The 14,047-nt window shown below is 73.6% G+C and carries 10 protein-coding genes; 8 read left to right on the forward strand and 2 right to left on the reverse strand.

Annotated features, from left to right (window positions below):
- Positions 1 to 4: 4 nt before the first annotated feature.
- The 8 genes from DZA62_RS11120 (at position 5) to DZA62_RS11155 (ending at position 10,237) form a co-directional block, all read left to right on the forward strand.
- Positions 5 to 904, forward strand: a complete 900-nt coding sequence (locus DZA62_RS11120) for a carbohydrate ABC transporter permease (protein ID WP_157987600.1) — start codon at positions 5 to 7, stop codon at positions 902 to 904.
- Positions 904 to 1,809 (forward strand): carbohydrate ABC transporter permease, encoded by a 906-nt coding sequence (locus DZA62_RS11125; protein ID WP_116948944.1) that lies wholly within the window; start codon positions 904 to 906, stop codon positions 1,807 to 1,809. Before DZA62_RS11120 ends, DZA62_RS11125 begins: the two co-directional genes overlap by 1 nt.
- A 1-nt stretch (position 1,810) precedes the next feature.
- Positions 1,811 to 3,970, forward strand: coding sequence for a hypothetical protein (locus tag DZA62_RS11130; protein ID WP_116948945.1), 2,160 nt, complete (start codon positions 1,811 to 1,813; stop codon positions 3,968 to 3,970).
- Positions 3,967 to 5,562 carry an amidohydrolase family protein gene (locus DZA62_RS11135; RefSeq protein ID WP_116948946.1) on the forward strand — a complete coding sequence of 532 codons (1,596 nt, stop codon included), beginning with the start codon at positions 3,967 to 3,969 and terminating at the stop codon, positions 5,560 to 5,562. Before DZA62_RS11130 ends, DZA62_RS11135 begins: the two co-directional genes overlap by 4 nt.
- Positions 5,562 to 6,434: a fumarylacetoacetate hydrolase family protein gene (locus DZA62_RS11140; RefSeq protein ID WP_198663636.1), complete on the forward strand. Its 873-nt coding sequence runs from the start codon at positions 5,562 to 5,564 to the stop codon at positions 6,432 to 6,434. The genes DZA62_RS11135 and DZA62_RS11140 overlap by 1 nt, the downstream gene beginning before the upstream one ends.
- On the forward strand, positions 6,434 to 7,240 hold the full coding sequence (locus DZA62_RS11145) for a carbon-nitrogen hydrolase family protein (protein WP_116948947.1): 807 nt from the start codon (positions 6,434 to 6,436) through the stop codon (positions 7,238 to 7,240). The genes DZA62_RS11140 and DZA62_RS11145 overlap by 1 nt, the downstream gene beginning before the upstream one ends.
- 73 nt (positions 7,241 to 7,313) lie before the next feature.
- Entirely contained in the window at positions 7,314 to 8,999 is a 1,686-nt protein-coding gene (locus DZA62_RS11150; protein ID WP_116948948.1) for a polysaccharide deacetylase family protein, read from the forward strand.
- On the forward strand, positions 8,996 to 10,237 hold the full coding sequence (locus DZA62_RS11155; RefSeq protein ID WP_116948949.1) for a DegT/DnrJ/EryC1/StrS family aminotransferase: 1,242 nt from the start codon (positions 8,996 to 8,998) through the stop codon (positions 10,235 to 10,237). The genes DZA62_RS11150 and DZA62_RS11155 overlap by 4 nt, the downstream gene beginning before the upstream one ends.
- 115 nt (positions 10,238 to 10,352) lie before the next feature.
- Here DZA62_RS11155 and DZA62_RS11160 read toward each other — a convergent pair whose 3' ends face one another.
- Both DZA62_RS11160 and DZA62_RS11165 read right to left on the reverse strand, forming a co-directional pair.
- On the reverse strand, positions 10,353 to 11,678 hold the full coding sequence (locus tag DZA62_RS11160) for a hypothetical protein (RefSeq protein WP_116948950.1): 1,326 nt from the start codon (positions 11,676 to 11,678) through the stop codon (positions 10,353 to 10,355).
- 14 nt (positions 11,679 to 11,692) lie between these two features.
- Complete coding sequence (locus tag DZA62_RS11165; RefSeq protein ID WP_116948951.1) at positions 11,693 to 14,047, reverse strand: Ig-like domain repeat protein; 2,355 nt, start codon at positions 14,045 to 14,047, stop codon at positions 11,693 to 11,695.

A 14,047-nucleotide genomic window follows, 5' to 3' on the forward strand; every position in this document is an offset into this window, starting at 1 on the left:
GACGGTGCCACGCAGCCGGCCCAACCTGCTCGAACGACAACGCCGCCGCCTCGTGGTGCCGTTCCTCCTGCCCGCCCTGGTGCTGTACGCGCTGTTCATGCTCTACCCGGCGTTCACGACGTTCTACGTCGCGCTGACCAAGTGGGACGGCGTGAACGCACCGGAGTGGGCCGGCGCGGCGAACTTCACCCGGCTCACCGAGGACTCCCTGTTCGCCAGCACGATCACCAACACGATCGTGTTCACCGTGCTCGGCGCGCTGGTGCTGTTCCCCGGCGCGATGTTCTTCGGCTACGTGACGCAGCGGATGCGGCTGGGCCGGGTGTACCGGTTCCTCATCCTGGCGCCGGTCGCGCTGTCGGTGACGACGGCGGCGTTGCTGTGGAAGTTCCTGGTCGACCCGAACTTCGGCGCGGTGCAGAGCGTGCTGCGCGCGATCGGGCTGGACTCGCTCGCCTCGGTCGAGCTGCTCGGCCGGCCGTCGACGGCGATGCTCATGGTGGTGCTGGCGACGGTCTGGCACGGCATCGGGCTGTGGATGATGTTCTTCGCGGCCGCCGCGGAGCGGGTCCCGGCCGAGCTCAAGGAGGCCGCGACGCTGGACGGCGCCACGTCCTTCCAGGTGTTCCGGCACGTCGTCTGGCCGCTGATGTGGGAGGTCACCCGGACGCTGCTCATCCTCTGGATGATCCAGGGGCTGCAGACGTTCGCGTTCATCATCGCGATGACGAACGGCGGCCCGCTGCGCGCCACCGAGGTGATCGGGACGTACCTCTACAAGGTCGCGTTCGCGTCGTCCGAGTTCGGCTACGCCGCCGCCATCGCCGTCGTGCTGTTCGCGGCGATCCTCGTCCTCACGCTGATCTCCCAGCGGCTCACCCGGCGCGAAAGCGAGCAGTACTGATGACGACCCCGACCGCCGCCCCGCCCGCTCTCGCGGCCCCGCCGGTCGCTCCGGCGCCGCCGCGACGCCGGCCGCCGGTCCGGCCCGGCCGGGTCCTCACCAACCTCGCGCTCGCCTCGTACTGCCTGACCTCGGTCAGCGCGTTCGTCTGGTGCGTCATGGTGTCGCTGAAGACGAACCCGGAGTTCTTCTCCAGCAGCCCGTGGTCGCTGCCGCAGGACCCGCAGTTCGGCAACTACGCGGAGGCGTGGAACGGCGCGCAGATCAGCCGGTTCTTCCTCAACAGCCTCTACGTGACGGTCACCAGCGTCGGCGTCAGCCTGCTGTTCGCGGTGATGGCGGCGTATGTGCTGGCCAGGGTGGACTTCCCGGGCCGGTCGGTGGTGCGGCTGGTGTTCCTCAGCGGGCTGATGATGCCGGCGTTCCTGGTGATCGTGCCGCTGTACTTCCTGCTGCGCAATCTCGGCCTGCTCGGCTCGCTGCACGGGCTGGTGCTGGTGTACATCGCCACCCAGATCCCGTTCAGCATCTACCTGCTGAGCAGCTTCTTCCAGTCACTGCCGAAGGAGCTGGAGGAGGCCGCCTGCATGGACGGCGCGTCCCCGACCCGCACGTTCTTCTCCGTCGTGCTGCCGCAGGTGTCGCCGGCGATCGCCAGCGTGGCGCTGCTCAACACGCTGACGATCTGGAACGAGTTCTTCTTCGCGCTGGTGTTCCTCACCGACCCCGAGCAGCAGACGATCCCCGTGGGTCTGCTCGGCCTGTCGGTGAACGCGCAGTACAGCGCGAACTGGGTGCAGCTGTTCGCGGGCCTGGTGATCACCATGATCCCGATGCTCGTGCTCTTCGCCTTCGCGCAGGAACGCATCGCGCGGGGCGTCAGTGTCGGCGCGTTGAAGGGCTGAGATGAGCGAGGTACGGCTGAGCGTCAGCGAGGAGATCGGCGTCGCCCGCTCCGGCGAGGTGGTGGTGTGCGGCGTGCCCGTGTCCGCCGCCGGGCCGCTGGCGGTGCTGGTCGACGGCGTGCCGGTGCCGCACCAGGTGCTGTGGCGGCGGGCCGGGTGGGCGGGGCTGGCGTTCCCGGTGTCCGTCGGTGCGCGGGCGTCGGCGGAGGTGGTCGTGCGGCCGGCGGGTGAGGCTGGTCCCCCGCCGGCCGTATCGGTGTCCGCCGGTGCCTCGTCGCTGCGGCTGACGACGGGGGTCGTCACGGCCGAGCTCGGGCTGGACCCGTTCACCGTCGCCGTGCCGGGTCTGGGGCTGCCCGCCGCCCGCGTGCTGCTGGCCGGCGGCGACGGCGTCCGGCACGCCGCAGCGGTGCCGGACGGCTCCGTCACCGTCACTCAGGCCGGACCGCTGCTGGCGGAGGTCTCGCTGGCCGGGCGTTACGGAACGTCCTGGGGGTTCCGGGCCCGGCTGACGGCGCGCGCCGGAGCGTCGTCGGTGGACCTCTCGGTCGGGCTGGTCAACGACGACGACGCGCCGGAGAGCGAAGTCTCGGAGTGGGCCGTCGAGCTGGACACCGGGCCCGTCGCGACCGCCGTCTGCGGCGTCTTCGGGGCGGCCCACCGCGGCGCGCCGCCGTTCGCCGTCCAGCACCGCGGCGAGGGACACCCCCGCGGCATCTTCGCGACGTCGCGGGTCGTGGGCGGGACGGACTGGCAGGACGCCAGCGACCCGGACTACTGGTCGCGCTGGGAGTGGGCCGAACTGCACGGCCGGCAGGCGGTGAACTGGCTGGTCGCACAGCGCCCGTCCGGCGACGACGTCACCGTCGCCGTCCACCGGTTCGCCGAGAACCACCCCGGCGACCTCGCGGCGACGCCGTCCGGCCTGACCGTGCGGTTCTGGCCGGCCGACGCCGGTCCGCTGCGGCTCACCCAGGGCGCGGCGAAGACCCGGCTGCTCCGGCTGACCGGCGGCGACGACCGGCGTTCCGGGCCGGTGCTGGACTCGCCGCTGGTCCCCGCCGTCGTCTCCGTGCTGCCCGGGTACCTGCCGTACCTGCCGGAGCGGTACCCGAACCTGGAGTCGCACATCCGCGAGGAGCTGTCCGGCTGGTACCAGTCGGGGCAGTCGCTGGGCTTCCACGACTTCGGCGACAGCGTGCAGGGCATCACCACCGGCCCGCGCACCGGCTACAGCGCCAACAACGAGCACGACGCGCTGCTCGCGCTGGCGCTGCACTACCTGCGCTCCGGGGAGCGGGCGTACTACGACTCCGCGCAGGCCTACGCCGACCACCTGTGCGACGTCGACCTCATCCACCACAGCGTGCATCCGCACGAGGTCGGCGGGCTGCGGGCGCACGGGCGCGCACACGTGCACTACGTGTCCGCCCGCACCGCCGACGGTCCGGTGCGGACGTCCATCGACACCGGTCATCTGTGGACCGAGGGGCTGGTGCTGTTCGGACTGCTGTCGGGCGAGTCCCGGTACGTCGAGGCCGCGCGGCGGGTGGCCGACTGCGTCGTCGGGCTGGTCGACCTCGGCTGGACCCGGCCGGAGCCCGGGCCGCGCAACAGCGGCTGGCCGCTGATGGCGCTGTGTGCGGTGGCGTCGGCGACCGGTTCGTCCGGCTACCTGGACGCCGCCGCCCGGACGGCGAAGGCGGCGCTCGCCGCGCAGCACCCGGACGGGCGCTGGCTCATGCGGCTCGGTCTCACCGACGACTACTGCGCCTGGCAGAACGCCGTCCTGCTGATCGGGCTGGCCCGGCTGCAGGAGCTGGAGCCGACCGCGGAGGTCGCGGCCGCGTTCGAGGCCGGGGCACGAGCGCTGCTGACCCTGGGCCGCAACCGCGACGGCAGCTTCGTCTACCTGTCCCGGTTCGACTACCGGTGGGCGAACCGGTCCGCCCTGATCCGCGAGGCGCTCGCGCTGGCCTTCGACGCGACCGGCGACGACGCTTACCTGCGGGCCGGCCTGGCCGGCGGGTCGCGCTGGTACCGGCCGCACGGGGCGGCCCCGGCGCTGAGCAACGACGTCGCCGAGTGGCGCGGGCACCTGCCGTTCCTGCTCCGGGCGCACGAGGCCGGACTGCTCACCGACCTGCGGGACGCCGGATGAGCGGCCCGCGGGTCGACGCCAACGTCGCACTCGGTCCGTGGCCGTCGGAGGCGTCCGCCTCGTGGACGGCCGCCGACGTGGAACGCCACGTCGACCGGTTCGGGCTGTCGCATGCGCTGGTGCGGTCGGCGGAGGCCGTCACGTACGACGCGCCGTCGGGGAACGCCGGGCTGCTGAAGGCGATCGAGGGGCATCCGCGGCTGCTGCCGGCGTTCGTGCTGGGTCCCCTCGACGCCGGGGAGCACGGGCCGGTGGCGACCCTGCCCGCGCGGTTGACGTCGGCCGGGGTGCGAGCGGTGTGGCTGCTGCCGTCGCGGCACGGCTGGAGTCTCACGGGACCGGAGGCCGGCTCGCTGCGTGACGTGCTGCGGCGGGCCGGTCTCCCCGTGTTCGTCGACCTCGAGGAGACCGACTGGGGCGGCATCGACGCGTTGTGCGCCGCGCTGCCCGAGGTCGACGTCGTCGTGGCCGGGATCGGGTACCGGACACTGCGCCAGGCGCTGCCCGTCCTGGACCGGCGGCCGCGGCTGCACGTCGACCTGTCCTATCTCGCCGCACTGGACGGGCTGGAGCTGTTCGCGTCGCGGTACGGCGCCGGGCGGCTGCTCTTCGGCACCGGCGCGCCGGTACGCGACGACGCGGCGCCCGCGTTCCTGCTGGAGCGGTCCGCGCTGTCGCCGTCGGAACGGGCGATCGTCGCCGGCGGAACGGCGGCGCGGCTGCTCGGACTGGCCGGTGACGGCGCCTTGTCGGTGCCCAGCCCTAAGGTGGGGTCCCACCCGGACGGGCGGGGTCTACCCACGGTCGCCAACCAGCCCGACGTCGTCGACGCGCACGCCCACCTGGGCCGCTGGCCGTCGTCGTGGCTGCCGCACCCTGACGCCGACGCCCTGCTGGCCGCGTACGACCGCACCGGCACCGGGCACGCCGTCATCTCGCACCTGGCCGCGATCTGGGGCGGCGACGCGCCCGCCGGCAACGCCGCCGCGCTGGCCGCCGCGGCCGCCCACCCGGACCGCCTCTCCGTCTGGCTGGTCGCGAACCCGAACCGCCCGCAGGACGCCGAACTGCTGGCCGAGCAGCTGCGCTCGCCACTCGTGCGCGGGTTCAAGGTGCACCCGGACACCCACGACTGCCCGATCGACGACGCCCGCCTCGACTGGGTGTGGCGGCTCGCGCTGGAGGCGGCGGCGCCGGTGCTGGCGCACGGCTTCGCCGGGACGTCGCACAGCGACCCGCTGCGGTTCGGCGCCGTCGCCGCGCGGCACCCGGAGCTGACGCTGATCGTCGGCCACTCCGGCGCCACCGTCGACGGGTTCCGCCGCACCATCGAGGTCGGCCTGCGGCACCCGTCGGTGTTCGCCGAGATCTGCGGTTCCTGGATGACCGGCCGCTGGCTGCGCCGGCTGGTGTCCGAGCTGGGCGCCGACCGCGTGCTGCACGGCACCGACGCGTGCCTCATCGATCCCCGGTACGGCGTCGGGCGCGTGCTCGGCGCCGGACTCGACCCGGCCGACCTGGCCCTCGTGCTCGGCGGGAACGCCCGCCGGCTGCTCGGGCTGCCTTCTCCGTCCCCGCTTGGAGGTCACTGATGTTCCTCTGCCGTATCCGCACCGACGCCGGCGTCGTCCCCGCCGTCCGCATCGACGACGAGACACTGCTCGATCTGACGCCCGTCGCCGGCGCGGCCGGGGACGACCTGGTCGCGCTGGCCGCGATGCCCGGGCTGGCGGCCGCGGTGGCGTCGCTCGCGGCGGACGGCGCCGCCGCGCGGATCCCGGTGGCGTCGACGCGGTTCGAGGTCCCGGTCGCCCGCCCGCAGAAGATCGTCTGCGTCGCGCTCAACTACGTCGCGCACGCCGAGGAGGGCGCCCAGGCCGTCCCGTCCGAGCCGGTGATCTTCTTCAAGCCGCCGTCGTCGCTGCTCCCCCACGGCGAGACCGTCCGCTGCCCGGCGCGGTCGTCGCGGCTGGACTTCGAGGTCGAGCTGGCCGTCGTCATCGGCACGCGTGCGCGCGACGTCGCGGTCTCCGACTGGCGGGACGTCGTGCTGGGCTACACCGTCCTCAACGACATGACGGCGCGTGACCTGCAGCTGGTCGCGATCGAGAAGAACCAGCCGTGGGACCACAGCAAGGGCTTCGACACGTTCGCGCCGTGCGGCCCGTACCTGGTCACGGCGGACGAGATCGACGACCCCGGAAACCTCGACCTCTCGTTGACGGTCGACGGCGTCGTGCGGCAGTCGTCGAACACGCGGCACATGGTGTTCGGCGTGCCGGAGCTGATCTCCGTCATCTCGGCGGGGATCACGCTCGAGCCGGGCGACATCATCGCCACCGGCACGCCGTCCGGCATCGGCAAGGTCGACGACGGCGGCACCATGGTCGCGACGGTCGCCGGCGTGGGCTCGCTGGTGAACCCGGCCGCCTACGAGCGCGCCGCCGTCGGCACGCCCGCCTGATGTCGCTCACCGTCGCCTGTGCCCAGGTCGCGCCGGAGCTCGGCGCCGTCTCCGCCAACCTGGACGCGATGGCGGCGCTGGCGCGGGAGGCGGCCGGAGCCGATCTCGTGGTGTTCCCGGAGTGCGCGGTGACCGGGTACCCGTTCTCGCGCGCCTCGGCGCTCGAGGTCGCCTCGCCGGCGGACGGCCCGGTGGCCGAGGCGCTGGGATCGCTCGCGGCCTCCCTGGGCGTGCACCTCGCCGCCGGCGTCATCGAGTCCGCCGGTGCGCAGCTCTACGACGCGCTCTCGCTGTTCGGCCCCGACGGCGCACGGCTGGCGACCTACCGGAAGGCGCACCTGTTCAGCACGGAGCGCTCGGTCTACCAGCCGGGCGCCGGGCCGGTGGTGGTGCCCACCGCGCTGGGCACGCTGGGGCTGACGATCTGCTACGACCTGATCTTCCCCGAGTACGTGCGCGCGTTGGCCGACGCCGGCGCGACGCTGATCGTGAACGCGACCAACTGGATCACCGACGACTGGCAGAGCGGCATGGGCTGGGACGGGTCGATGGTGCGGTCGCTGGCGCGGGTGCGGGCGCTGGAGAACGGCGTGCCGGTGGTCATGTCGTGCCTGGCGGGTTCCGGGGGCGGGTTCACCAGCGTCGGACACTCGACGATCGCCGGCCCCTCCGGCCGCGTCCTCGCCGCCTGGGACGCCGGCGAGGGCGTCGCCGTCGCCGACCTCGACACCGACGACGCCGACGCCCGCCGCTGGTCCGAGCTGGCGACCTACCGCGCCGACCGCCGCCTCGACCTCTACGGCTAGGGCGCGTGGTGTGCAGTTCGCACGGCAAGAATGCACCCTGTGGCGAGCCCGGGCGCTACCTATCGTGGCCGCAATGATCCGGATCATCACCGACCAGAAGGCGGCCGACGCGGAGCGGAGCGAGGGCCGCGACGTGTGGTCGGCGCCCGCCGCCGTCGAGGCGCTGGCGATCCTCGGCGTCCCCGCCGTCGTCCACGACCTCGCCGACGGGCCCGGCTGGAGCCAGGCCGCCGCGCCCGTCCTCGTCGTCGACGCACCCGGCGACGCCACCGCCGCGGCCCTGCTCGCGTGGACGGCGGACGGCGGCGGCCTGGTGGTCTGCGGCCACGACCCCGGCTGGACGGGGATCGCCGCGACACCCGCGCCGGACGAGGCGGTCGTCCAGGCCGGCGCCGACCGGCTGCGGGCGTTCGGCGGCTGGGCGCTCACCGTGCCCGACGGCGGCAGCGCCGATGCCCGCTGGGCCGACGGCCGCGCCGCCGTCGTCCGGATACCGCACGGCCGCGGCACGATCACCGTCGTCGGGCCGGACCTGTGGCACACGCTGGTGCGGATCACCCAGGGGCACCCGGTCCGGGCCGACGGCGTGCCCCCGGCCGACGGCTCGGCGCCGGTCGACGACGGGCTGCTGAAGTGCGACGACGGCATCGCGCTCTCGTGGGCCGAGGACCGGACGGTCGTCGGCGACGCCCCCTACGAGCACGTCCATCCGCCCGCCCGCAGCCTGCCGTTCTTCGGCACCGCGCAGGCCGATCGGTGGCGTGAGGTGCTGCTGCGGCTGTTGCTCGACGCCGCCGGTGACACCGTCGTCCCGCTGGTCGCGCCGTGGCCGGACGGCGCGCCCGCCGCGGCACACGTCAGCCACGACTCCGACGCCAACGACGACCCCTCCGCCCGCGCCGCACTGGACGCGTTCGCCGCCACCGGCATCCCGGTGACCTGGTGCTTCCTCTACCCGGGCGGCTACTCGCAGGCGGTCTACGACGAGGTGGTCGCGGCCGGGCACGAGCCGGGACTGCACTACAACGCGATGCTCGACACGCCGGACTGCACCTGGGGCTTCGACCGGCTGCGCGACCAACTGGCGTGGGCGGCCGACCGGGTGCGCGGCGCGGCGATCGTCACGAACAAGAACCACTTCACCCGCTGGGAGGGGTGGGACGAGTTCTACCTCTGGTGCGAGCAGCTCGGCCTGCGGGTCGACCAGAGTCACGGCCCGAGCGTCCAGGGCGCCATCGGGTTCCCGTTCGGCACCTGCCACCCACACCACCCGCTGGCCGGCGTCGAGCACGGGAACCGGCGGCTGGAGGTGCTCGACCTGCCGCTGCAGACCCAGGATCTCTGGTTGACCTGCACGAGCGAGGTCCGCGACGCGTTCGTCGCCGAGGCTCTGCGCCGGCACGGCCTGGTGCACCTGCTCTTCCACGGCCAGCACCTGCAGCACCACGCCGAGGTGCGCGCCGCGCTGGCCGAGACGGCCGCCCGGCTCCGCGCCGCCGGCGCCGCCTTCCACACCAGCGTGGCGCTGGCCGACTGGACGCAGCGGCGCCGTGCGCTGCGGGTCGACGCGAGGGCGGTGCGGGACGGCGCCGTGACGATCACCGTCGACGGCGGCTCCGGCGTCGACGGCGTCGCGCTGCTGCTCCCGCCGCACCTCGTCCCGGCCGGTGGCGAGCGGCACGAGCGGGTGGAACGCTACGGCCGCACGTTCACCCAGGTGCACCTCGACGGCCCCACCCTCCTCCTGGTCGCGGCATGAGCCGGCTCGCCGTCGACGGCGGTACGCCGGTGCGCACGCGCCCGCTGCCCACCGTCCTCGACCCGGCCGGCCGGACGTTCGGCGCCGAGGAGCGCGCCGCCGTGCTCGAGGTGCTCGATGGCGCCGTCCTCAACGCGTCGTGCGGCGGGCCGTGGCTGCCCGATCTCGAGGCGACGATGGCGCGACTGCACGGCGGCGGTCACGCCGTCGCGAGCTCGTCCGGGACGGCGGCGCTGCACCTGGCCGTCGCGGCGATCGACCCGGAGCCGGGCGACGAGATCGTCACCACGCCGCTGACCGACTTCGGCACGATCGCCGCGATCCTCGCCCAGAACGCCGTCCCCGTCTTCGCCGACGTCGACCCGCTGACCGGCAACCTGGACCCCGCCTCGGTCGAGGCGTGCCTGTCGCCGCGGACCCGGGCGATCCTCGTCGTGCACCTGTTCGGCGCGGCGGCGCCGGTCGCCGAACTGCGGGCGCTGGCCGGCCGTGCCGGCGTCGCGCTGATCGAGGACTGCGCCCAGGCCTACCTCGCCCGCCCCGCCGCCGACGCGCCGCCGGTCGGCACGTACGGCGCGGTCGGCTGCTTCAGCCTGCAGCAGTACAAGCACGTCACCGCCGGCGACGGCGGGCTGTGCCTCACCGCCGACGCGGCGCTCGCGGAGCGGATGCGGCTGTTCGCCGACAAGGCCTGGCCGCGCGACCAGGGCCGCTTCCACCAGTTCCTCGCGCTGAACTACCGCATGACGAACCTCACCGCCGCGGTCGCGGCCGTCCAGCTGCGCCGGCTTCCGGACGTGGTGCAGCGACGGCGGCTGCTGGCGGCCCGGCTGCTGGCCGCGGCCGGCGACCTGCCCGGCGTCCACCTCCCGAACCGCGCCGACCTGCACGCCTGGTGGGTGCTGCCGCTCGTGGTCGGCGGCGGCAACCGGCGCTGGGCGGCGGCGCTGACGGCGGAGGGCGTGCCGGCGCACGCGGGCTGGCTCCAGTCGCCCGTCTACCGCTATCCGGCACTGGCCGAGCGGCGCACGTACGGCACGTCGGCGTTCCCGCTGACCAGCCCGCCGGCCCGGCGGGACTGGACGTACCGGCCCGGCCTCTGCCCGGTGACCGAGCGGCTGATCGACGACACCCTCGTCGTCCTGCCGTGGAACGAGAACTACACCGACGCCGACGTCGGCGACATCGCCGCCGCGCTGGTCAAGGTGGCGACCCGCCTCACCACCGGCGGAGCGTGACGCTACCCCTCCAGACGTTGATCTTGGAGTTGTTCGGCATTAGTGCCTGAAATGTCCGTTAGATGGACGAACAACTCCAAGATCAACTCGGGTGTGCTGGGCGAGAAGCCGGGTCTTACGTCGGGGTGTAGGTCAGGTAGTCGAGCCGCGTGAAGGCGGACGAGCCGGTCGGGCGGGTCGAGAGCAGCATCCGGACGCTCGTCCCCGCGTCCGGGACCCACGAGCCGGTCTCCTTGCGCTCCAGGTTCGGCGAGTACACCTGCGCCGCCCCGCTGACCGGGAAGGTCTCCGTCGACCAGCTCGACCCGGTCGTGGAGCGCAGCACGTGCAGCGAGCTGGAACCGGCGGCCGGCGTGCCGAGCACGAACCGCTCACCGGCGGCGGCGACGGCGAGCTGGGCGTGGTTCTCGTAGGTGCCGAGGTCCACCGGGCTGCCCGGCAGCGTCACCGAGCCGGCGTTGCCCTGCCAGTAGTAGAGGTGCGACGCGCCGGAGATCATCTTGTAGAACAGGACGTGTGGCCGATCGGACCCGTCGACGACGAGGTCGGCCGCGTCGCACCAGTTCGAGACGCCGTCCGGTGACGGACACGACGCCACCATGAAGCGCTGCCCGGAGGGGAACGACGCACCGCCGTCGGTCGACCGCCACAGCTGCACGCCGTGGATCGTGGCGCTGCTGCCGGTGTTGAGCACCGTCTGGTTGAACAGCAGCCACACCTCGCCGCTGGACGTCCCGGGCCGGACGCGCGGGTAGAGGTACGCCTCGTCCACCCCCGGGTTGGCCACGAGCGACGTCGTCTCGGTGTTGGTCCAGGTGTCGAACCGGCTGACGTTCAGGCTCCAGTCGGCCTTGCTGTAGGCGTGGTAGATGTAGCGGCGGTCGTTGTCGATCGCCATGCCGCCGTAGTAGCGCTCCGCGCCGGCCGAGCGCACCGACTGGTCGCTCCACGCGCTGAAGTCGAACGAGCCGTCGCCCAGCCGCGACGCGAACTGCAGCCGCACGAGGTAGACCCGCTCCATGGACCCGCCGCCGGCCGACGCGACACCCGGATAGCACTGGCCGCCGGTGTAGCAGGGAACGGTCAGCCACAGCCGGTTGCCGGAGTCCAGCAGCAGCGACGGCGGCTGGTACACCCACTGGTTCAGCGACACGGCGAGCGTCCAGTTGACGCCGTCGGGCGACTTCCAGATCCGCGACACCCACGGGTAGGACGTGCCGGAGCCGTCCAGCGTCACCGCATAGCGCCAGCCGTTCGAGTCCTGGACGATCTTGGGCAGTTGCGGGCTGTGCATCGGCGTGACGTTGGTGGCGCCGATGGTCGACGAGATGGTCGAGACGGTGGTGGACGACGCGGCGGCGGGCGCGATCGGCCCGGCGACGGCGGTGGTGACGAGGGTCGCGACGGCGAGCGCCGCGGCCAGCGGACGGGGCAGTCTCATGACGGACTCCTTCCCTAGCGACTGGGGCCCACGACGACGCGCACCGGCGCCGACGTGCTGGGGGCATGGGCGAGGCTGCCCGCGTAGGTCGCGACCAGCGTGTGGCTGCCCGGCCGGCCCACGTCGGACGCGGCGACGGTGACGGCGGCGGCGCCGTCGCGCAGTTCCCCCGTGGCGACGGCCGCGCCCGGCGACCCGTCTGCGCGGATCTGGTGCAGGGTGACGGTGCCCTGCGGCTGTCCCGGCGGACCGTCGACGCGGACGGTCACGACCCCCGGTCCGCCGGCCGACACCGGCCGCAACGGGGTCGTGGCGGTCGTCGACGACGGGGCCGCGGCCACATCGGGCAGCACCCGCAGCAGCGCCCCGCCGCTCCCCCAGTACGCACGGTCCGACCCGTCGAAGGCGAGCGTCCGGTAGTAGCCGCTGCCCGGGTTCGCGACCACCTCGACGGTGTCCGTGCCCGCCGGGATGCGCACGATCGCGCTGCCGGTGTGCCCGTACAGGTCGCCGCCCGGACCGTCGACCAGGCCGAGCAGCTGACCGCCCGGGAACGCGCCCAGGACGGTCACCACACCGGAGGCGGGGTCCATGCGGAACCAGGTCCCGTCCGCCGACCCGTACAGGGTGCCGTCGGCGGCGGTCTCCAGCGTGAGGATGCGGGTCGCGCCGGGCACCGGCACCACGGACGCGAGCACCGTCGCGTCGTCGGGGTCGACGGTGAGCACGCGGGCGTCGCCGCCGGCGTCGGTATCGTCGCCGTAGCGGGTGGTGCCGGCGTAGACGACGTCGTCACCGGCCGCGACGGCGAAGAAGTGCTGGTCGCCGGCCAGGCCGCGGAACGACTCGACCTCGTACGTGACCGGGTCGATCGCCGTCAGCGCGCCGCGCAGCGCTCCGTAGGCGGCCGACGACGCGACCCACACGCGGCCGTCCGGACCGACCTCCATGTCCCACGGCCGGTACTGGTTGTCGCCGACCGGGCCGAGGTCGCGCGGGTTGGACGCCGGCGAGCTGCCCGGGTTCCACGGCTGCGCGGGGTCGAAGACCGTGACGACGTTGTTGATGTACGAGCCGATGAAGATCTTGTCGCCGGCCGTGACCATCGACAGGATCTCGCCGGTGCGGCCGGGAGCGACGTTGCCGTAGACGGTGGTGTCGCCGGTGGCCGGGTCGTAGCCGAACAGCGCGTTGGTCTCGTACGTGCCGCCGTACACCGACCCGTCCGGACCGGACACCAGCGCGGTGATGTTCGTCGGGTTGCCGGGCAGCGACAGCTGGTGCGTCCACACCTCGCCGGTCGCCGGGTTCCACCGGCCGAGCAGCCCGTTGCTGCCGACGCTGGTGAACCACTGCTGCCCGCCGATCGTGACCGGCCACATGCGGGCCGCCGACACGAACGACGGCGGTGTGCCGGTGTCGGTGGTGGCGAGCGTGTCGCCGTCGACGGCGATGATGCTGGTGCCGCCCGCGCCGGTCCCCGTCACGTAGAAGTCGTTCGGGTCGGCGCCGCCCTGCGGGGCGAAGCCCATGCCGGTGACGCCCGGCACCTCGGCGTCGAACGTCATCGTCGCCGCGTCGAACCGGACGATCCGCGCGTCCGGCGTCACCAGCTGCACGTACACCCAGTCGCTGATGCGCACCGCGTTGTAGGCGAAGGAGTAGTGCTGGTACTGCGACGGCAGCACCTCGGTCGCCGCGCCGGTGGCGATGTCGACGACGAGCACGCTCGCGTCGGTGCCCTGCGCGACCACCAGCCGGTTCGCGTCCAGCACCGCGAGGCCCTTGGGGTAGGTGCGGGTGGACACGACCAGCCGGACGGCGCCGGTGCCGGGGTCGTACTCGTAGACGCCGGCGCCGGAGTGCACGCCGCAGTAGACCTTGCCGGTGTACGGCGACACCGTGATGCCGAAGCACATGATGCCCGTGGGCATCGTCGCGACCAGCGCGATCGTGTCGGCGACCGGGTCGTACTCCCAGATCTGCGACGCGCTGGACGAGTTCAGCGGGCCGAGGTAGACGTGTCCGTCCGGCCCGGCGGTGACGTGGTAGCCGCCCCAGGCTCCGGGCATCGGCAGCTCGGTACGGACGGCGCCGGTCTCCGGGTCGACGCCGAAGAACGTGACGCCGTCGCTGGGTGCGTTGTAGGTGCTGCCGTAGAGGGTCGGGTCACCGTTGGCGTCGTCGGCGAGGACGGTGTCGAGGACGAGGTAGGTGGAGATCGGGATGCCGAGGTTCTCGACGACGCCCGGATCGGACTCGGGCGAGGCGGGCGCGGCCGCCGCGGGCGCCAGCAGTGCGGTCGCGGCGGCCACGGCCAGCGTGGCGAGGGATCGACGTCGGGGGAATCGTGCACGCGGGAAGGGCAT

This window comes from Jiangella endophytica, assembly GCF_003427025.1.
In the GTDB taxonomy this organism is placed as follows: domain Bacteria; phylum Actinomycetota; class Actinomycetes; order Jiangellales; family Jiangellaceae; genus Jiangella; species Jiangella endophytica.

Coding starts and splice junctions, on each gene's coding strand:
- DZA62_RS11125 (WP_116948944.1), top strand. CDS start 904: ATGACGACCCCGACCGCCGCCCCGCCCGCTCTCGCGGCCCCGCCGGTC.
- DZA62_RS11130 (WP_116948945.1), top strand. CDS start 1,811: ATGAGCGAGGTACGGCTGAGCGTCAGCGAGGAGATCGGCGTCGCCCGC.
- DZA62_RS11135 (WP_116948946.1), top strand. CDS start 3,967: ATGAGCGGCCCGCGGGTCGACGCCAACGTCGCACTCGGTCCGTGGCCG.
- DZA62_RS11140 (WP_198663636.1), top strand. CDS start 5,562: ATGTTCCTCTGCCGTATCCGCACCGACGCCGGCGTCGTCCCCGCCGTC.
- DZA62_RS11145 (WP_116948947.1), top strand. CDS start 6,434: ATGTCGCTCACCGTCGCCTGTGCCCAGGTCGCGCCGGAGCTCGGCGCC.
- DZA62_RS11150 (WP_116948948.1), top strand. CDS start 7,314: ATGATCCGGATCATCACCGACCAGAAGGCGGCCGACGCGGAGCGGAGC.
- DZA62_RS11155 (WP_116948949.1), top strand. CDS start 8,996: ATGAGCCGGCTCGCCGTCGACGGCGGTACGCCGGTGCGCACGCGCCCG.
- DZA62_RS11160 (WP_116948950.1), bottom strand. CDS start 11,678: ATGAGACTGCCCCGTCCGCTGGCCGCGGCGCTCGCCGTCGCGACCCTC.
- DZA62_RS11165 (WP_116948951.1), bottom strand. CDS start 14,047: ATGCCCTTCCCGCGTGCACGATTCCCCCGACGTCGATCCCTCGCCACG.